General features: G+C 72.6%; 19 protein-coding genes. 3 read left to right on the top strand and 16 right to left on the bottom strand.

Translation table 11 applies throughout. The annotated features are described in order from the left end of the window. Positions 1 to 209 precede the first annotated feature (209 nt). The 3 genes from OC439_RS07325 to OC439_RS07335 are packed head-to-tail and all read left to right on the top strand — an operon-like array spanning position 210 to position 5121. Positions 210 to 1739, top strand: a complete 1530-nt coding sequence (locus tag OC439_RS07325) for a 3' terminal RNA ribose 2'-O-methyltransferase Hen1 (RefSeq protein WP_262012790.1) — start codon at positions 210 to 212, stop codon at positions 1737 to 1739. Then, a complete protein-coding gene (locus OC439_RS07330) occupies positions 1736 to 4252 on the top strand; it encodes a polynucleotide kinase-phosphatase (RefSeq protein ID WP_262012791.1) in 2517 nt (838 codons plus the stop codon). Before OC439_RS07325 ends, OC439_RS07330 begins: the two co-directional genes overlap by 4 nt. 23 nt (positions 4253 to 4275) lie before the next feature. Further along, positions 4276 to 5121, top strand: a complete 846-nt coding sequence (locus OC439_RS07335) for a DedA family protein (RefSeq protein ID WP_262012792.1) — start codon at positions 4276 to 4278, stop codon at positions 5119 to 5121. Positions 5122 to 5296: 175 nt separating this feature from the next. Here OC439_RS07335 and OC439_RS07340 read toward each other — a convergent pair whose 3' ends face one another. The 16 genes from OC439_RS07340 to OC439_RS07415 form a co-directional block, all read right to left on the bottom strand. Continuing rightward, complete coding sequence (locus OC439_RS07340) at positions 5297 to 5674, bottom strand: ArsR/SmtB family transcription factor (RefSeq protein WP_007454255.1); 378 nt, start codon at positions 5672 to 5674, stop codon at positions 5297 to 5299. 57 nt (positions 5675 to 5731) lie between these two features. Continuing rightward, on the bottom strand, positions 5732 to 6271 hold the full coding sequence (gene pyrE, locus OC439_RS07345; RefSeq protein WP_262012793.1) for an orotate phosphoribosyltransferase: 540 nt from the start codon (positions 6269 to 6271) through the stop codon (positions 5732 to 5734). Positions 6272 to 6425: 154 nt separating this feature from the next. Next, positions 6426 to 7235, bottom strand: coding sequence for an SDR family NAD(P)-dependent oxidoreductase (locus tag OC439_RS07350; protein ID WP_262012794.1), 810 nt, complete (start codon positions 7233 to 7235; stop codon positions 6426 to 6428). Continuing rightward, entirely contained in the window at positions 7232 to 8014 is a 783-nt protein-coding gene (locus tag OC439_RS07355) for a hypothetical protein (protein ID WP_262012795.1), read from the bottom strand. Before OC439_RS07355 ends, OC439_RS07350 begins: the two co-directional genes overlap by 4 nt. 72 nt (positions 8015 to 8086) lie before the next feature. Next, complete coding sequence (locus OC439_RS07360) at positions 8087 to 8872, bottom strand: hypothetical protein (protein WP_262012796.1); 786 nt, start codon at positions 8870 to 8872, stop codon at positions 8087 to 8089. A 67-nt stretch (positions 8873 to 8939) separates the two neighbouring features. Then, positions 8940 to 9989, bottom strand: coding sequence for a hypothetical protein (locus OC439_RS07365; protein WP_262012797.1), 1050 nt, complete (start codon positions 9987 to 9989; stop codon positions 8940 to 8942). Between the two features lie 10 nt (positions 9990 to 9999). Next, positions 10000 to 11568 (bottom strand): polyamine aminopropyltransferase, encoded by a 1569-nt coding sequence (locus OC439_RS07370; protein WP_262012798.1) that lies wholly within the window; start codon positions 11566 to 11568, stop codon positions 10000 to 10002. Continuing rightward, positions 11565 to 12338 carry a hypothetical protein gene (locus OC439_RS07375; RefSeq protein WP_262012799.1) on the bottom strand — a complete coding sequence of 258 codons (774 nt, stop codon included), beginning with the start codon at positions 12336 to 12338 and terminating at the stop codon, positions 11565 to 11567. Before OC439_RS07375 ends, OC439_RS07370 begins: the two co-directional genes overlap by 4 nt. Next, complete coding sequence (locus OC439_RS07380; RefSeq protein WP_030269725.1) at positions 12338 to 12760, bottom strand: DUF350 domain-containing protein; 423 nt, start codon at positions 12758 to 12760, stop codon at positions 12338 to 12340. Before OC439_RS07380 ends, OC439_RS07375 begins: the two co-directional genes overlap by 1 nt. 31 nt (positions 12761 to 12791) lie before the next feature. Continuing rightward, positions 12792 to 13217: a DUF4247 domain-containing protein gene (locus tag OC439_RS07385; RefSeq protein WP_262012800.1), complete on the bottom strand. Its 426-nt coding sequence runs from the start codon at positions 13215 to 13217 to the stop codon at positions 12792 to 12794. After that, positions 13214 to 13708, bottom strand: a complete 495-nt coding sequence (locus OC439_RS07390; RefSeq protein ID WP_262012801.1) for a DUF2617 family protein — start codon at positions 13706 to 13708, stop codon at positions 13214 to 13216. The genes OC439_RS07385 and OC439_RS07390 overlap by 4 nt, the downstream gene beginning before the upstream one ends. Before the next feature lies 1 nt (position 13709). Then, complete coding sequence (locus OC439_RS07395) at positions 13710 to 14348, bottom strand: DUF4178 domain-containing protein (protein ID WP_262012802.1); 639 nt, start codon at positions 14346 to 14348, stop codon at positions 13710 to 13712. 81 nt (positions 14349 to 14429) lie between these two features. Then, complete coding sequence (locus OC439_RS07400) at positions 14430 to 14810, bottom strand: hypothetical protein (protein ID WP_262012803.1); 381 nt, start codon at positions 14808 to 14810, stop codon at positions 14430 to 14432. 196 nt (positions 14811 to 15006) lie between these two features. After that, positions 15007 to 17598 carry an ATP-dependent chaperone ClpB gene (gene clpB, locus OC439_RS07405; protein ID WP_262012804.1) on the bottom strand — a complete coding sequence of 864 codons (2592 nt, stop codon included), beginning with the start codon at positions 17596 to 17598 and terminating at the stop codon, positions 15007 to 15009. Between the two features lie 159 nt (positions 17599 to 17757). Then, positions 17758 to 18012 (bottom strand): hypothetical protein, encoded by a 255-nt coding sequence (locus OC439_RS07410; RefSeq protein WP_120572377.1) that lies wholly within the window; start codon positions 18010 to 18012, stop codon positions 17758 to 17760. Continuing rightward, positions 18009 to 18326 carry a DivIVA domain-containing protein gene (locus OC439_RS07415; RefSeq protein ID WP_410054895.1) on the bottom strand — a complete coding sequence of 106 codons (318 nt, stop codon included), beginning with the start codon at positions 18324 to 18326 and terminating at the stop codon, positions 18009 to 18011. The genes OC439_RS07410 and OC439_RS07415 overlap by 4 nt, the downstream gene beginning before the upstream one ends. Between the last annotated feature and the right edge of the window lie 149 nt (positions 18327 to 18475).

The raw sequence follows: 18475 nt of genomic DNA on the forward strand, positions 1-18475 counted from the left end.
CAAACGGTGCCCCGCCGACCACCCGGTCGGCGGGGCACCTCCACATCTAGGCCGAACCACCAGGCAGCACAGGTCGACGCGACGGGGACCACGTCAGGTTTCCGGGGGAGCCCGACCCGCGCAGGGATCAAGCCTGACCGCCCGGAGCGGGTCGGGCTCCCCCGGAAACCCCCACGACAAAAAACACAGAAGAACGAGATCATCGACAAGTGCTGCTGACCCTCACCACGACCCACCGCCCGGCGACCGACCTCGGCCACCTCCTGGTGAAGCATCCGGACCGCGTGCAGACCTTCGACCTGCCCGCCGGTTCCGCGCATGTGTTCTACCCGGAGGCGGACGAGGCGCGCTGCACGGCGGCGTTGCTGGTCGAGGTCGATCCGCTCAAGCTGGGCGGCGGCCGGAAGAACCGCGCGCCGGAGGGCTTCGCGCTCGGGCAGTACGTCAACGACCGGCCGTACGCGGCGTCCAGCCTCCTCTCGTCGGCGCTGTCGAAGGTGTTCCGCTCCGCCCTGCGCGGCGAGTCGCGTGACCGTCCCGAGCTGGCCGCGAGCGCGATCCCGCTGACCGTAGGGGTGCCGGTGCTGCGCTGCCGGGGCGGCGCCGAGCTGGCGGTACGGATCTTCGCCCCGCTGGGCTGGACCGTGACTGCCACTCCGATCCCGCTCGACGAGACGTACCCGGAGTGGGGCGAGAGCCGCTACGTCGACCTGACGCTGACCGGCACGCTGCGGCTCGCGGATGCCCTCAATCATCTGTACGTGCTGCTGCCGGTGCTGGACGACGCGAAGCACTACTGGGTGGCGCCGGACGAGGTGGACAAGCTGCTGCGCGCCGGCGCCGGCTGGCTGGCCGGGCACCCGGAGCGGGGCCTGATCACGCGCCGCTACCTGGCGCACCGCCGGGCGCTCGCGGGCGAGGCGATGGCCCGCCTGACCGAGCTGCGGCTGGCCGACGAGCCGCCCGCCGACGACAGCATCGAGCCGTCGACCGGAGAGCCGGCCGAGTCGTCGGGCGGCGGGGCCGGAACGGCGGAGGACGTCCGCCGGGCCTCCCTTGCGGTACGGCGTCGGGAGGCGGTGCTCGCCGCGCTGCGGGACAGCGGTGCGAGCCGGGTGCTGGACCTGGGCTGCGGTGGCGGCGCGCTGCTCACCGCACTCGTCGCCGACCGGCGGTTCACCGAGGTGGTGGGCGTCGACGTGTCGGACCGGTCGCTCGGCCTGGCGGCCCGGCGGCTGCGCCTGGACCGTCTCCCGGAGCGGCAGCGGGACCGGATCCGGCTGTGGCAGTCCGCGCTCACCTACCGCGACGACCGGCTCCGGGGGTACGACGCGGCGGTGCTGATGGAGGTCGTCGAGCGCCTCGACCCGCCGCGCCTGCCGGCGCTGGAGGACGCGGTGTTCGGTCACGCCCGGCCGGGCACGGTGGTGGTGACCACCCCGAACGTGGAGTACAACGTGCGCTACGAGGGGCTCGAGCCGGGCCGGTTCCGGCACGCCGACCACCGGTTCGAGTGGACCCGGGCCGAGTTCGCCGCCTGGGTGGACCGGGTGGCGGCGGCGCACGGCTACACGGCGGTGCTCGGCGGCGTCGGCGACGACGACCCGGAGGTCGGCACGCCGACCCAGATGGCGGTGCTCACCCGCGCCGACCGCGACGAAAGCACCGGCCGGCGCGACCGGGCCGACCGGAACAACCGGAACGACAGCAACGACCGGAAGGAGGCGACGAACCGATGACCGTCCTGGACATCCCCGAGCTGGCACTGGTGGCGCTCGTCGGCGTCTCCGGCTCCGGCAAGTCCACATTCGCCCGGCGGCACTTCGCGCCCAGCCAGGTGCTCTCCTCGGACACGTTCCGCGGCCTGGTGGCCGACGACGAGAACGACCAGTCCGCGTCCGCCGACGCGTTCGACGCGCTGCACCACGTCGCCGCCATCCGGCTGCGGCGCGGCCTGCTCACCGTGGTCGACGCGACGAACCTCCAGCCGCACGCCCGCGCCGGGCTGATCCGGGTGGCCCGGGAGCACGACGTGCTGCCGGTGGCGATCGTTCTGGACGTGCCGGAGGCGGTGGCCTGGGAGCGTACGGAGGCGCGCGCCGACCGCACGCACGGCCGGCAGGTACTGAACCGGATGCGCCGTGACCTGCGGCAGTCGTACGGGCGACTGGCCCGCGAGGGCTTCCGCAAGGTGCACGTGCTGCGCGGCGTGGAGGAGATCGACGCCGCGGAGATCCGCTACGAGAAGCTGTTCAACGACCGGCGCGAGCTGACCGGTCCGTTCGACGTGGTCGGGGACGTGCACGGCTGCCGTACCGAACTGGAGGCGCTGCTGTCCCGGCTCGGCTACGTGCTGCGGCGCGACGACGCGGGCCGCCCGGTGGACGCGGCGCACCCGTCGGGGCGTACCGCGGTGTTCGTCGGTGACCTGGTGGACCGCGGCCCGGACTCGCCCGGCGTGCTCCGCCTGGTGATGGGCATGGTGGCGGCCGGCCACGCGATCTGCGTGCCGGGCAACCACGAGCAGAAGCTGCTGCGCAAGCTGCGCGGCCGGGACGTCAAGCTGACCCACGGCCTGGCCGAGACGATGGAGCAGCTCGCCGCCGAGCCGCCGGAGTTCGTCACCGGGGTGGAGACGTTCATCGACGGGCTGGTCAGCCACTACGTGCTCGACGGCGGCCGGCTCGTGGTGGCGCACGCCGGGCTGAAGGAGGCGTACCAGGGACGGGCGTCCGGCCGGGTGCGGTCGTTCGCGCTCTACGGCGAGACCACCGGCGAGACCGACGAGTACGGCCTGCCGGTGCGCTACCCGTGGGCGCGGGACTACCGCGGTTCGGCGATGGTCGTGTACGGGCACACGCCGACGCCCGAGCCGGAGTGGGTGAACAACACCATCTGCCTGGACACCGGTTGCGTGTTCGGCGGGCAGCTCACCGCGCTGCGCTACCCGGAGAAGGAGCTGGTCGCGGTCCCGGCGGTGAAGGAGTGGTACGCCCCGGCCCGCCCGCTGGTCCCGGTCACGCCGTCGCGGCCGGACACCGTGCTGGACCTGGCCGACGTGACCGGACGGCGGCACCTCAGCCACGCGTACGGGTCGCTCACAGTGCCGGCCGAGAACGCCGCCGCCGCGCTGGAGGTGATGAGCCGGTTCGCGGTCGACCCGGGCCGGCTGGTGTGGCTGCCGCCGACCATGGCGCCCTGCTCCACGTCGAGCGTGGACGGTTTCCTGGAGCACCCGGCCGAGGCGTTCGCCGACTACCGCGCGGCGGGCGTCGACCGGGTGGTCTGCGAGGAGAAGCACATGGGCTCGCGGGCGGTGGTGCTCGTGGAGCGGGAGCCGGGCCGCTTCGGCGGCGGGGTGGTGCACACCCGTACCGGCAGGCCGTTCTTCGACCCGCCGCTCGACGGCGAACTGCTGGCCCGGGTGCGCGCCGCGGTCACCAGCGCCGGCCTCTGGGCCGAGCTGGGCACCGACTGGCTGCTGCTCGACGCCGAGCTGCTGCCCTGGTCGGCGAAGGCGGGCGGGCTGATCCGCGAGCAGTACGCCGGGGTCGGCGCGGCCGGGCGGGCCGCGCTGCCGCCGGTGCTCGCCGCGCTGGACACCGCCGCCGGGCGCGGGATGCCGGTGGCCGGGCTGCGCGACCGGATGGCCGGGCGGGCCGCCGAAATCACCGCCTACTCGGCTGCCTACCGGGCGTACGTCCGGCCGACGGACGGGCTGCGCGGGGTGACGCTGGCGCCGTTCGCGGTGCTGGCCGGGGCCGGGGTGAGTTACGCCGACCGCGACCACGGCTGGCACCTGGCGCTGGCCGACCGGCTCTGCGCCGCCGACCCGGAGTTCTTCACCCCGACCCGGCGGCGGGTGGTGGACCTGGCCGACGAGTCGGCGGTGGCCGACGCCACCGAGTGGTGGCTGGCGCTCACCGCGGCCGGCGGCGAGGGCATGGTGGTCAAGCCTTACGCGGGCCTGGCCGCTCGTTCGCCGAAGGGCTCGCTGCTCCAGCCGGGGATCAAGTGCCGGGGGCGGGAGTACCTGCGGATCATCTACGGTCCCGGGTACACCGAGGCGGCGCAGCTCGCCGCGTTGCGCCGCCGGTCGCTGGGACGCAAGCGCGGGCTCGCCCTGCGGGAGCACGGTCTGGGCCTGGCCGCCCTGGACGCGCTGGCCGAGGACGCTCCGCTCTGGCGTCGCCACGAGCTGGTGTTCGCGATCCTCGCCTGCGAGTCCGAGCCGGTGGACCCCCGCCTCTGACGACGACGCCCGGTCCGGCCGATATGCCGGACCGGGCCGGGGTACCCTGTGTGGCCGTGGACACAGCAGAGAAGACCCGGATGTTCTCCGAGAGCGTGGCACTGAACCCGCTCGACCCGAAGGACCTCATCCACACCTTCGGCATGATCGGCGTCTGGGTGATCCTCTTCGCCGAGACGGGGCTGCTGGTCGGCTTCTTCTTCCCCGGTGACTCGCTGCTGTTCCTGGCCGGGGTGGCCGCCTCACCGGTGGCCGACGCCATCTTCGGCGACGGCCCCCGCCTGTCCCTGGCCGGTCTGATGATCGGCGGTCCGATCTGCGCCATCGTCGGCGCGCAGCTCGGGCACTGGCTCGGCGCCCGGTACGGCCGCCGCATGTTCGAGAAGCCCAACTCCCGGCTGTTCAAGCGGGAGTACGTGGAGAAGGCGGAGTACTACTTCCAGAAGTTCGGCCCGGCGAAGGCAGTGGTGCTGGCCCGGTTCATCCCGATCGTGCGGACGTTCCTCAACCCGGTGGCCGGGGTGCTCGGCATGCCGGCCCGCCAGTTCTTCGTGTGGAACGTGGTGGGCGCGATCCTCTGGGTGGACGGCATCCTGCTGGTCGGCTACCTGCTGGCCCGCCAGATCTACGACGCCATCGGCGACAAGATCGACAGGTACATCCTGCCGGTGGTCGCGCTGATCATCGTGATCTCGGTGCTGCCGATCTTCTTCGAGTTCCTCCGCGACCGGCGGGCGCGCAAGCGCGGCGAGGCGGTCGCCGTCATCACCGCGGCGACGGTGGCCGGCACTGTGGAGGCGGCCCGGGAGGGCATCGAGGAGCACCGGCCCGGGCACGGTGACGGGCACGGCGGTCAGCACCGGCGCTGAGCACGTCGTACGGACACCGAAGGCCGGCCCTCGGACGAGGACCGGCCTTCGACATCACTGCTCCAGCCGGGTCACACGGACGACGACAGCCGTCACCGTGCGCTGATGGCGCCACCCCTCGCACGCCACCGGTCACCCGGTCGGGACGACCCTCGGTCGGGCCGGCCCGGAGGTTTCAGCGAGCCTTCTTGGTGGCCCGCTTCCGCGGCGGGGTGAGCAGATCCGCGATCGTGGCGATCGCGGACGGCACCAGCCGGTAGTACGCCCAGACCCCGCGCTTCTCCCGCTCCAGCAAGCCGGCCTCGGTGAGGATTCGCAGGTGGTGGCTGACCGTCGGCTGCGAGAGGCCGAGCGGCGCGGTGAGGTCACACACGCACGCCTCCCCCTCGGGAGCCGACTGGATCAGGCTGAGCAGCCGCAGCCGGGCGGGGTCAGCAAGGGCCTTGAGGACCCCCGCAAGCCGCTCGGCGTCGGCGCGTTCGATCGGCTCGCCGGCAAGCGGCGAGATCTGAGGCATGGTCATTTCAGCCAACGCAGTTCCCACGTATTCCATCCTTCCACCAGCAGCATCGATCCGCCTGCATATCAGCAGATCCGAATCGGCAAACTTTTACGCCACAAGGCCGAGGTCAGCCAACGTATAGGCCGCCCGATAGGGCAATCCGGCGGCTCGCACCGTGTCGCCGGCACCTCGATCAACAATAACCGCCACACCCACCACCTCGGCCCCTGCCTCACGCAATGCCTCGACAGCCGTCAACACACTTCCACCGGTGGTGGAGGTGTCCTCGACCGCGAGCACCCGTCGCCCGGAGACGTCCGGCCCCTCGATCCGGCGCTGGAGACCGTGGGCCTTGCCCTCCTTGCGGACGACGAAGGCGTCGACCGCGCGGCCGGTGCCCGCCGAGGCGTGCAGCATGGCGGCGGCCACCGGATCGGCGCCCAGGGTCAGGCCGCCGACCGCGTCGTACGACCAGTCGGCGGTGAGGTCACGCATGACCCGACCGATCAACGGAGCCGCTTCGTGATGGAGCGTGACGCGGCGCAGGTCCACGTACCAGTCCGCCTCGCGGCCCGACGAGAGCACCACCCGGCCGTGCACCACAGCGAGGTCAGTGATGAATTTGCGCAGGTCGTCGTGGTCGCCCATGGCCCCAGAGCGTACTTCGCAAGTCTGAGCGCCGTGTTTCGGGTCCGCCCTGGTCAACCCTGCGGGCGACCGACGGGTGGCGATGAGCGGCTACGCTGTGCGACCGTCCATCCCGGTCGGCCGCCGAAGCGGCCCGCCCACGGGCCACCGCCGGTCAACCGCGCTGCCGGCCGACCGCACCCCGGGTGTCCCGCCGGAAGCCGCGCAACAGGCGCTTCGGCGCGTACCGCAGCCCGGCCACCGCCACCTTGTACTTCCAGTCCGGGACACTCACGAACTTACCTTTATGCAGGTCAAGCAGCCCTTCGGCGACCACATCGTCGGCGCGCAGCCAGGCCCAGGCGGGCAGGCGCGACATGTCGATGCCCGCGCGTTCGTGATTTCCGGTTCGTGTGTAGCCGGGACAGAGCGCCATCACGCGCACACCCAGCGGCGCGACGGACTGGCCGATCGATTCACTGAAATTCGTCACCCACGCCTTGCTGGCCGAGTACGTGGATCCCGGCATGGGGACACCGAAGCCCGCAACGGAAGAGACATTTATCACTGCCCCGTGCCCTCGTTCGGTCATCGGGCCCAGAGCGGCGTGGGTCAGACGCAGCACCGCGAGCACGTTGAGCCGCACCAGCCGCGCCTCGTCCGCCACCGACGACCGGACGAACGACGTGTTCAGACTGATGCCGGCGTTGTTGACGAGCAACTCGATCGGCGTACCGGCGGTCAGCCGCTGCTCGACCGCCGCGCAGCCGTCCTCGGTGGACAGATCGGCGGCGATCGTCTCGGCGTCGCCGCCGTGCCGGCCGGTCAGCTCGGCCGCCAGCGCGTCGAGCCGGGCGGCGTCCCGGGCCACCAGGACGAGGTCCCAGCCGTCCGCGGCCAGCCGGCGGGCGAACGCCTCGCCGATGCCGAGGCTGGCGCCGGTGACCAGGGCACGGCGCCGGGAGGGGTCGGTGTCACCGGTCATCGGCGGTCCTCCGGAGGTGGCGGGAACCCACCCGGCGGCGGCGCGGGCGGTGCGGACGGGGGCGGCACGGGCCGCTCGTACGGCGACGGGCCGGAGGCGGGCGGCGCGGAGGCGGGCGGGTTCAGGCCGGGTGGTGGTCCCCAGGGCGTCGGCCCGGGGGCGGTCGCGCCGGACACCGTCGCGCCGTAGCCGGACAGCCGCAGCGGCGCGGTGCGGCGGCGCAGGAACGCACCGGACGGCGGCAACGTGAGCAGCGCGGCGACCACCAGATAGCCGAGGATCTGCGCCACCGACACCGCCGCGTTCACCGGGATCCACCAGGACGGGTAGGCGTCGCCGACGAGGCCCAGCAGCTCGGCGGTGATCCGGTCGTCCGCGCCGAGCCGCAGCGGGGCGGCGCGCTGGCCGACCAGCACCGCCAGCCCGCAGCAACCGCAGAGCAGGCCGGTCCCGGCCACCACCCAGGTCGCCGTGCGGGCGCCGGAGCGGCCGGCGAGCAGGCCGAGCGCGAGCCCGACGAGCAGCAGCCCGGCGAGCACGCCGAGCACGGCGGCCAGCACTGTGGAGCCGCGTAGCAGGCCGGCCACCTGGTCGATGTCGCCACCGCTCGCGCCGGTCCGTTCCGCCGCCGCGTCGCGGAACCGGTCCACCGTGCCGCCGCCGACGGCCAGGTTGACCACCGCGTACGCCACGGCGCCGACCGCCATCGCCAGCAGCAGCGCCGCCGCGGCGACGACCGTGCCGGGCCGGCGGGGTGCGGCCCGTTCGGGGTACGACACGACTGATCCCTCCGGTAGGCGTCGGCTTGCAACCTACTCGGAGGGATCGTCGGCGTCGCTGCAATCCGGACGTCAACTTCCGGATGGCGGCTCCGGATCGCGGCGCTCACCCGGCTGACCGCCCGGCGCGGACGGCGGCTGACCACCGGCGGACGGCGGCTGACCACCGGGCGCCGACGGCGGCGCGCCGGGAGTCGGCGGGTACGCCGGGTACGCCGGGTCGCCCGGCTGGCCCGGCTGGCCCGGGTGCGACGGGTACGCCGGGTAGGCGCCACCGGGCACCGGCGGCTCCCAGCCGGCCTTGGGCTTGCGGAAGAACTCGTTCGCCTGCGGCAGCGCCAGCAGGATCAGCGCGGCCAGCAGGGCGAGCAGCGCGACCAGGCCCAGCAACAGGTTGACCGGCGTGTACCAGGACGGCAGCGCGTCCTCCAGCCGGCGCTGGATCTCCTCCGAGCTGGGCACGTCACCGGTGGTGTTGCCGCCGCCCGTCATGCCGCCGGTGAGACCGGTCAGCAGCCCGCCGCCGGTGCAGCAGAACAGGATGCCGCCCAGCACCCAGGTGGTGATCCGGGAGCCGTTCTTGCCCCGGTTGTTCAACAGCGCGAGGACGACGAGGCCGGCCGCGATCAGCAGCGACACGACCGCCGTGATGATGCTGAACGCGTACGCGATGTCGGCGGCCGACTCGGCCGAGGTGCCCGCGTAGGCGTCGGCGAGAACATCGCGGATCTTGCCGACGACTGCGAGTGCCACGATCAGGTTCAGCACCTGGATCGCGGCGACGAGGATGAGCAGCCAACTGGAGAGCGTCACCACGCCGGGACGCGTGCGGGGCGGGGTGCCCGGAGCATCGACCATGATTCTCCCTTCCTGGATCAGATGCCCACCGTAGCGATCTTCCACCAGGTCAGCACGCCGGAATGGCTCACCTCTCGGCGGCGCGCCGCAACCGGCGGTGCTCGGCGGTGACCACGCCGAGCAGCGCGAGATCGAGCGCGACGGCGGAGACCGCGCCGAACTGGTTCACGGTGAAGTTGAAGACCTGGCCGAACAGCAGGTCGACCAGGAGCGCCAGCTTGAAGAACCGGAACGCCTCGGTCCGGTCGCGCCGCATCAGCCACGCCGCCCGCAGACTCAGGACGGCGGTGACCAGCGCGGCGACGGTGACGCCGAGTACCGCGCCCCACTCGTGTTCCTGGTCCAGCTCGCCGGTCACCCCGTCGAGAACCACCGCCAGCACCACGGCCATCGGTTCCAGCACCAGGTAGACCACCACCGGCCAGACCAGCCAGCGGCGTCCGGCAGCCCAGGCGGCGATACGCCGGACGCCGTCCGCGGCGCGCTGCCAGATCCGCACCGGCGGCGGCTCCCGGCGGGGCACCGCGTCCAGCAGTTGCGCCACCGCCGCCTCGGTGGCCGGTCCGGTGCCCTGCACCAGACGCAGCACGGCGACCCGCCGCCGGTCGGTGAGCCCGCCGGGCAGGCCGCTGAGCACCACGTCCAGCGCGTTGGCGGTGCGTTCGGCCGGGGTCAGCCGGGACCGGCCGGTGCGTCCGCGTACCGCCTGGGTGAGCAGGACCAGCAGCGCGAACGCGACGTAGATGATGGCGGCGGCTGGCGCGTAGAAGTAGTCCGTGCCGGTGGTGACGAACTTGCCCACCTCGTCGATGAACAGGCCGAACCCGATGCCGCCGACCACCGCTCCGGCCGTCCGGGCGCCGTCGCCGAGGTAGACCAGCGTGACGCCCAGGCCGACGGCGAGCAGCAGGCCGCCCCAGAGCACGTGCGCGATGTGCAGCCCGCCACCGCCGATCTGCGGATAGCCGGTGGCTTGGAGATACGCCCGCACGACCAGCACGGTGACCACGCCGGAGAGCACGAACGCCTGAAGGTAGGAGGCCGCGCCCAGCGCCCGGGTCGGTAGCAGCCGGACCAGCCAGCCGATCCCCGGCCGGTGGCGTGACGGTCCTGGCATGCCTTGCAACCTAGTAGCCGCGCCACTCCTCGCGGGCGTAGTCCAGCACCTTCGGGCGCAACAGCGTGGAGGCGGGCACGTCGATCCGGGCCCGGTCGGCGGGGAACGTGCCGGCGGCGGCCAGCACCGCGGGGGTGAGGAAACGCAGCGGCGGGGGATCGTCCGGCAACGCCAGTTCGGGCGCGACGTCACCCGGCGCGGCGAGCACGAACCCCCAGTCGCCGAAGCTCGGCACGTCGACGTGGTACGGCACGGTGGCGAAGCCCGCCTCGCGGATCGACCGCTCGATCGACCAGTACGACCGGGGCGCGAAGTAGGGCGACCCGGACTGCACGACGAGCCGCCCGCCGGGGGCCAGCACCGGCCGGATCAACGTGTAGAACTCGATCGTGTAGAGCTTCGCGGTGGCCGTCTCGTCCGGGTCGGGCAGGTCGGCGATCACCACGTCGAAGCGGTCCGTGGCGGTACGCAGCCACGCGAACGCGTCCAGGTTGAGCACCCGTACCCGGGGGTCGGTGAGCGACTCCCGGTTCAGCTCGCGCAACTGCGGCTCGCGGCGGGCCAGCTCGACCACTGCGGGGTCGAGGTCGACGAGCGTCACCGAGCGCACGTCCGGGTACTTGAGGAGTTCCCGCGCGGCCAGCCCGTCGCCGGCGCCGAGCACCAGCACGTCGCCGTGCGCCCCGCGCATCGCCGGGTGCACGAGCGCCTCGTGGTAGCGGTACTCGTCGATCGAGCTGAACTGCAGGTCGCCGTTGAGGAACAGCCGCAGGTCGGTGTCGGAGTGGCCGGGCTCGCGCACCGAGCGGGTCAGCACGATCTCCTGGTAGCGGCTGCGCTCGGCGTGCACCACCGGATCGCGGTAGAGCTGTTGACGCGCGGTCACCTCGAAGTCGTGGGCGGTCACCCACGCGTACCCGAGGAGCAGGCCGACCACGACGGTGGCCGCGCCCAGCGCGGCCCGCGCCCGGCGGCTTAGTTCGGCGCGGAACACGGTGAAGACGAGCACCACGCCGGCGGCCGCGTTCACCGCGCCCACCACGAGCGCGCCCTTGAGCTGGCCGAAGACCGGGATCAGGAGGAACGGGAACGCCAGCCCGCCGAGCAGCGCGCCCACGTAGTCGGCGGCGAACAGGTCGGCCACCGCGCTGCCCGCCGACTGCTCCCGGATGCGTTGCAGCATCACCATCAGCAGCGGGATCTCCGCGCCGATCAGCAGGCCGAGCACGAACGCGGTGCCGACGAGCGCCGGGCCGTACAGGTCGAGCCAGGCGAACGCGGCGTAGAGGCCGAGCACGGACAGGCCGCCGAGCAGCGCCAGCGTCAGCTCGATCACCGCGAACGAGACCACCGCCCGGGACTGCAACGGCTTCGCCACCAGCGCGCCGACACCCATCGCGAAGACCATCACGCCGAGCACGATCGACGCCTGGCCGACCGTGTCGCCGATCAGGTAGCTGCCGAGCGCGACCAGCGCCAGCTCGTACACCAGGCCGCAGGCCGCGCACACGAAGACCGCGAGCAGGACCGCCGAGCGGGCCAGGCGCCACCGCGGCCGTGCGGCCACGTCGGCGGTCACCGTCTGCTCCGGGTACGTCCGGCGGCTCCCGCCCCGGCGCGCTGCGCGGGCACCCGTACCCGGTGGTTGCGGCGCTGTCGCACGCCCACGGCGAGGAACAGCGCGGCGAGCAGGAACAGGCCGACCGAGCTGAGCACGTAGATCCAGCGGTCCCGCCAGAAGTCGTTTCCGGCGTCCGGCAGCGGGGTGGCGGCTGTCGACGGCGCGGCGGTGGGCGTCGCGGCCGGCTCGGCGAGCCCGCGCTCGGCGGCGAGCAGCGGCAGGATCGTGGCGGCCCGGGTGACGGCCCAGCCCGGGTCGTCGACGAACGCGTCCTCGTCCAGCCCGAAGCGGCCCAGCCGGGTCTCGATCGCGGCGAGGTCGGCGAACTCGATGTCCTCCGAGCCCTTGATCCGGATCGTGGCGGAGTCCTCCGACTCGCTGCTGGACGAGGTGTACCTGACGTTCGCGGAGACCGCGATCCAGCGGGTGCAGCCGGGAGCGTCGACGACTGTGGTGCCGTCGCCGAGGTTGGAGCCGACGCTCACCTCGTCGTACACGTCGAGCAGTTCCCAGCCGTAGCAGATGCCCTGGCTGTCGGCGGCGGCCCGGAGGATCGGCACGGTGCCGGAGCGCTCGTCGGCGGCCGGCACGGGGACTGAGGTGTCCGAGTCGCCGCCGAACGCGCCGATGGCGCAGACGAGGACTACGACCCCCACTACCACGGACCAGATCACCGTCTGGGTGCGCTTGTCCTTCCCCACCTGGTGCTTGGCGGGCTTGCCGCTCATCAGATGATCGCGGCCGCGATGATCGCACCGGTGGCGAGGTGCACGGTGGCGGAGACCCAGACCGCCGGGTGCGGCTCCGGGTCCACGAGCAGCTCACCGAGCTTGCCCGGGGTGGCCACGTCGAGCAGCACGAACGCCGCCGCCATGATCACCAGACCGAGGATGCCGTACGCGGCGGCGCCGACCAGCCCCAGCGTGAAGTCGTCGTCGCTGGCGACGATCGCGGCGACCACGATCGTGCCCACCCCGAGCAGGTTCGACGAGAGCAGCAGCGCCGCGTTGCGGTTGCGCTCGGTCCAGATCAGCTCGTGGAGCTTGCCGGGGGTGGCCAGATCGACCAGGACGTAGCCGATCGCCATCAGGACGACGCCGACCGCGCCGTACGCGAGGGTGACCAGCAGGTCGGTGACGAGATGCTGCACAGAGGACTCCAGGGTGAGGGGATCGACAGGGCTACTTGCCGGAGCCGGGGCCGCCGCCCCGGACCGTGCTGCCTCGGCCCCAGCCCCAGCTGTTGCCGACGACGCTGTGGTACCGCGGGTAGGCGGTGGTCATCCTCTCCAGCAGGATCACCGAGCCGACGGCGAGCGGGAGGATCACCACCGAGTCGTCGTCGTAGCGCAGGTAGACGCCGCTGCCGTCGACGTACTGGTCGGCCGGCTTCCAGGCGTCGGTGATCTGCTTGGACACCTCGCTCGGCGCCTTGTTCGAGGTGTACGCGATCGCGTTCGAGCCGATGTCCCGCCCGGTGGCGCGGGAGAAGTTGTCCTCCACGTAGCCGCGGGGCGAGAAGTTGCCGTAGAAGATCGTGAAGGCGGCGATGAGCGCGCCGATGACGGCGACCGCCACGCCTACCACGAACCACCGTCGGTACGTCACAGCTCCTCCACCACCGTCTCGGTCAGGACCAGCTCGTTGGTCTGCGGGTAGGCGTGCCAGGTGCGCCAGGCGAGCGCGCCGTCCGGCGGGCCGGGCCGCACGGAGAGCGCGGTGACCGCGTCCTCGTCGCCGGGAAAGACCCCGATCAGCGCATACGGGTCGTCGGCCAGCTCGGCGCGCAGCGCCGCGACCCGGGTACGCAGGCCGTCGCCCTCCGGCCGGAGCACAGTGGCGAGGAACCGGTAGCCGGCCATCTCGTCGTGCAGCGTGCCCGGCAGGTGCGGCGGGCGGCCGGGCAGGCAGGCGACCGTCTCGGTGAGCGTGCCGAGCACCACCTGGTGGGAGGCGCCGAGCAGGCGCAGCCGCAGCCGGGGCAGGCCGGGCAGGTCGATGTCGCGTACGGCCAGCGCCGGCAGCTCCGGGCTGCCCAGGGCCAGGCTCAGATCGGCGGCGCTGGTGTCGACGTACGGCGCGTCCAGACAGACGAGCACGTCAGCGCACCGTCTCCGGGCCACCCTGCGGGTAGATCATCACCTCGGCGCGGCGCAGCTCCTCGCCGAGGTTGACCTCCCAGCCGGCCTCCCCGTACGCCTCGAACGACAGCCGTGCGCCGCCGGGCGCCTGGTAGTCGTAGTAGCGCATGGTGCCGTGCGGGTCGAGGCCGGTGCCCTCGGTCGCGGTGTACCGGGCCTGACCCGACTCGTCCCAGTTGTAGCGGCGGCCGGCGATCTCCAGCGTCGGGGCGCCAGGCGTGACGGTGGCCCCCGGCTCGCTGGTCCAGAGCACCATCTCCAGGTCCGGGTCGCTCTCGACGGAGAGCCAGCGCTTCACGCCGCCCGCGTCGTCGAGCAGATGCTCCGCCCAGCTCCAGCCGCCCTCGACCAGGTGCACCGAGCCGCGCACGGTGTACGGCACCGTGCGGATCTCGACGATGTCGCCGGGCTTGAGGGCACGCGGGTCACCCCGCAGCGCGTCGGCGTCCCGGTCCCGGAACGGGTCACCCGGAGCCGCCTTCGTCTTCGGGCGGGACGCCGACCGGGACTTCCGTACCGCGATCACGGCGATCACCACACCGGCCACCCCGACGAGGCACCCCAGCGTGGTCACCACGTACGCCAACGAACCGTTCACTGCCGCCTCCCCCAACGCGCTCGGCGGGAACGGTAACAACCGCACGCACGCCTTCTGAAGTCCCGTTCGCTGAGTGTGCGCTCAGCTACCTTCGGCACCGGCGAGCCGGTCGGCGGCGTATTCGCCCAGCGTGGCGCGGCCCATGAGGCAGCCGGAGAACGTGGTGAACTCACCGTCGTCGCCGCGCAGCCGCGCCCAGGCGTCCCGCCCGGCGGCCGGGTCGACAGCCTCCAGCAACGTGGCCGCGTACGCCCGGCCGGCCGGCGAGCCCTTGCGGAGCAACCTGTCGACCCGCTTACGGGCCGCCTCCGGGTGCTCCCGCAGCCCCTGTTCCAGCGTCCGGTACGCCTCGGTCGCGGGCAGGATCTGCCCCGCCAGCCCCACCCCGCCGAAGGCGAGGGTGTCCGCGCGGTCGAGTTCCCGCACGGCCGCGTCCAGTTCCCGTTCCCAGCTCCCGCTCATGCCCCACTATGTGCCCACCCCACCACCCCCTCCAACCACAAGGAAGGGCCCCCTGTTAACGCCTCCGGTAGAGGAAGGGCCCCTTGTTAACACCCGCAGCACCCGCAGCACGCAGCACCAGCGGCACGCGGGCCGGCGCGGCCGGGGACGGCGAAGGCCCGGCCGGGGACGGCCGGGCCTTCGCGGATGAAACGGGTCAGGCGGCGGTGACCGCCAGGGACTCCTTGGAGTCGGACAGGTCGACGCGGACCGTGTCGCCGTCGCGGATCTCACCGGCCAGCAGCGCCTTGGCGAGCTGGTCGCCGATCGCCGACTGCACCAGCCGGCGCAGCGGGCGGGCACCGTAGATCGGGTCGTACCCGTGCTCGGCCAGCCACGTCCGGGCCGCCTCGGTGATCTCCAGGCCCAACCGGCGGTCCGCAAGACGGGTTCGCATCCGGTTGAGCTGGATGTCCACGATCGAGCGCAGGTCCTCGCCCTGGAGCGCGGCGAACACCACGATGTCGTCGAGCCGGTTGAGGAACTCCGGCTTGAAGTGCGACCGGACCACCGCGAGCACGCCCTCCCGGCGCTCGTTCTCGGTGAGCGTCAGGTCGCTGATCACCGACGAGCCCAGGTTCGAGGTGAGGATCAGGATCGCGTTGCGGAAGTCCACGGTACGACCCTGACCGTCGGTGAGCCGGCCGTCGTCGAGCACCTGGAGCAGCACGTCGAAGACGTCCGGGTGGGCCTTCTCCACCTCGTCCAGCAGGATCACCGAGTACGGCCGGCGGCGCACCGCCTCGGTGAGCTGGCCGCCCTCCTCGTAGCCGACGTACCCGGGCGGGGCACCGACCAGGCGGGCCACCGAGTGCTTCTCGCCGTACTCGCTCATGTCGATGCGGACCATGGCCCGCTCGTCGTCGAAGAGGAACTCGGCGAGCGCCTTTGCGAGCTCGGTCTTGCCGACGCCGGTCGGGCCGAGGAACAGGAAGCTGCCGGTGGGGCGGTCCGGGTCGGCGACGCCGGCCCGGGCGCGGCGGACCGCGTCGGAGACCGCGCCGACCGCCTCGGCCTGGCCGACCACGCGGCCGCGCAGCGACTCCTCCATCCGCAGCAGCTTGGCGGTCTCGCCTTCGAGCAGCCGACCGGCGGGGATGCCGGTCCAGGAGGCGACCACTGCGGCGATGTCGTCCGCGCCGACCTCCTCCTTGAGCATCGCGCCGTCGGCCTGGAGCCGGGCCAGCTCCTCCTCGGCCTGCTTCAGCTCGGTCCGCAGCGCGGGGATCCGGCCGTACCGCAGCTCGGCGGCGCGTTCCAGCTCGCCGTCGCGCTCGGCCCGCTCGGCCTCGCCGCCGAGGCGCTCCAGCTCCTCCTTGGCGGTGGAGAGCTTGGTGATGTGGCTCTTCTCGGTCTGCCAGCGCTCGGAGAGCGCGGTGAGCTGCTCGCGCTTGTCGGCCAGCTCCTTGCGCAGCCGTTCCAGGCGCTCGGCGGACGCGGCGTCCGGCTCCTTCGCCAGCGCCATCTCCTCGATCTCCAGCCGGCGTACCGCCCGCTCGATCTCGTCCACCTCGACCGGGCGCGAGTCGATCTCCATGCGCAGCCGGGACGCGGACTCGTCCACCAGGTCGATCGCCTTGTCCGGCAGGAACCGGTCGGTGATGTACCGGTCGGAGAGCGCGGCGGCGGCGACGAGCGCGGCGTCGGTGATCCGTACGCCGTGGTGCACCTCGTAGCGCTCCTTGAGCCCGCGCAGGATGCCGATGGTGTCCTCGATGGTCGGCTCGCCGACCAGCACCGGCTGGAAGCGGCGCTCCAGGGCCGGGTCCTTCTCGATGTGCTCGCGGTACTCGTCGAGCGTGGTCGCGCCGACCATCCGCAGCTCGCCGCGCGCCAGCATCGGCTTGAGCATGTTGCCGGCGTCCATCGAGCCCTCGCCCTTGCCGGCGCCGACCACGGTGTGCAGCTCGTCCAGGAACGTGATGACCTTGCCGTCGGAGTTCTTGATCTCCTCCAGCACGGACTTCAGCCGCTCCTCGAACTGACCGCGGTACGACGCGCCGGCGACCATCGCGCCGAGGTCGAGCGAGACCAGCTTCTTGTCCCGCAGCGACTCCGGCACGTCGCCGGCCACGATGCGCTGGGCCAGGCCCTCCACGATCGCGGTCTTGCCGACGCCCGGCTCGCCGATCAGCACCGGGTTGTTCTTCGTACGCCGGGACAGCACCTGGATCACCCGGCGGATCTCCGAGTCCCGGCCGATCACCGGGTCGATCTTGCCGTCGCGGGCGCTGGCGGTGAGGTCCACGCCGTACTTGGCGAGGGCCTGGTAGGTCTGCTCCGGGTCGGCGGTGGTCACCCGGCGGTCGCCGCCCCGGACGGTCGGGAACGCGGCGACCAGGTTCTCCTCGGTGGCGCCGGAGTTCTTCAGCGCGACCGAGACCGCGCCGCCGACCCGGGCCAGCCCGGCCAGCAGGTGCTCGGTGGAGGTGTACTCGTCGCCCAGCGGCCGCGCGATCTGCTCGGCGGCGCCGATGGCGTTGACGAACTCGCGGGCCAGGGTCGGCTCGGCGATGCTCGACCCGCGTGCGGCAGGCAGCGCGTCGACCGACCGCTGGGCGACGCGGCGCAGCTCGGCGGGGTCGGCCCCGACGGCGCGCAGCAGGCCCGCGGCGGTCGAGCCCTCGGTGTCCAGCAGTGACAGCAGCAGGTGCCAGGGCTCCACGGTGGCGTGACCGCGCTGGTTCGCCAGCGCGACGGCACCGGTGATGGCCTCGCGGCTCTTGGTGGTGAGACGTTCCGTGTTCATGGGCTCCCCCGGATCGGCGTGTCCACTGGACATGACACAACCAGAGTTGAGTCTATTCCGCTCAACTCCACCCCTGTGACCTGAGTCACCCTCATCCGATCCGGCCGGAGAGATCTTGGTACGAAAAGGCCCTTGGAGGGGCCGTTTCGTACCAAGATCTCAGCGACGTGGCAGGCGCGCCAGGCAGGGGGTCTCGTGGTCGGCGCGCAGCACGCAACGCCGGCCGCCGTCCAGCTTGCGGTCGCAGAACACCCAATGGCGTACGGCCTGGTCGTCCTCGGCCGAGACGGTGATCCCGCCCAACTCCACCACCGCGAGGAACGCCAACGACCGCCCGGCCGTGCGGCCGAGCATCTTCGCCCGGGCCAGATCGGCCGCGCGCACCGGCAGATGGATCACGTACCGCCCGGTCACGGCCGCCCGGCCAGGTCACGCATCGACGGTGCCTGCCGGGACTGCCACTCGCGCAACGCGCCCTTGATCCGGGCCGTCTCCTCACGGCTCCGGGCGACTTCGGCGTACGCGGCGGCGAGATCGCCGGCGACGCGATCCAGGAATGCCGCGACCTCGGCCGGGTCCAGCCCTCGACGGCACGTCGTGAAGCGGCGGCCCCGCACCTGCCAGGGCCGCAGCGGAAGGTACGACGCGGAACGGTAGGCGCCGACCGGCGCGGAGTTGGGCGGGCCCCCCTTCCGCCGCTTCGGACGTATTCGCAGGAGATTGCGCACGACACTGTCCCTTCTCGCGGAGGACGGGGGTCGGGACGAGCCACGGGGGATGCCCGCCCCGACCCGGGAAAGCTCCAGGTGCCATCCGGGAGCGTTCGCCAGCAACCTACAATCGGTACCAGTTGTAGGTCAACGACCAACCCACAATT

Source organism: Micromonospora sp. Mcm103 (assembly GCF_024519755.1).
Taxonomy (GTDB): Bacteria; Actinomycetota; Actinomycetes; order Mycobacteriales; family Micromonosporaceae; genus Micromonospora; species Micromonospora aurantiaca.

Coding starts and splice junctions, on each gene's coding strand:
- OC439_RS07330 (WP_262012791.1), top strand. CDS start 1,736: ATGACCGTCCTGGACATCCCCGAGCTGGCACTGGTGGCGCTCGTCGGC.
- OC439_RS07335 (WP_262012792.1), top strand. CDS start 4,276: ATGCCGGACCGGGCCGGGGTACCCTGTGTGGCCGTGGACACAGCAGAG.
- OC439_RS07340 (WP_007454255.1), bottom strand. CDS start 5,674: ATGGAATACGTGGGAACTGCGTTGGCTGAAATGACCATGCCTCAGATC.
- pyrE (WP_262012793.1), bottom strand. CDS start 6,271: ATGGGCGACCACGACGACCTGCGCAAATTCATCACTGACCTCGCTGTG.
- OC439_RS07350 (WP_262012794.1), bottom strand. CDS start 7,235: ATGACCGGTGACACCGACCCCTCCCGGCGCCGTGCCCTGGTCACCGGC.
- OC439_RS07360 (WP_262012796.1), bottom strand. CDS start 8,872: ATGGTCGATGCTCCGGGCACCCCGCCCCGCACGCGTCCCGGCGTGGTG.
- OC439_RS07365 (WP_262012797.1), bottom strand. CDS start 9,989: ATGCCAGGACCGTCACGCCACCGGCCGGGGATCGGCTGGCTGGTCCGG.
- OC439_RS07375 (WP_262012799.1), bottom strand. CDS start 12,338: ATGAGCGGCAAGCCCGCCAAGCACCAGGTGGGGAAGGACAAGCGCACC.
- OC439_RS07400 (WP_262012803.1), bottom strand. CDS start 14,810: ATGAGCGGGAGCTGGGAACGGGAACTGGACGCGGCCGTGCGGGAACTC.
- clpB (WP_262012804.1), bottom strand. CDS start 17,598: ATGAACACGGAACGTCTCACCACCAAGAGCCGCGAGGCCATCACCGGT.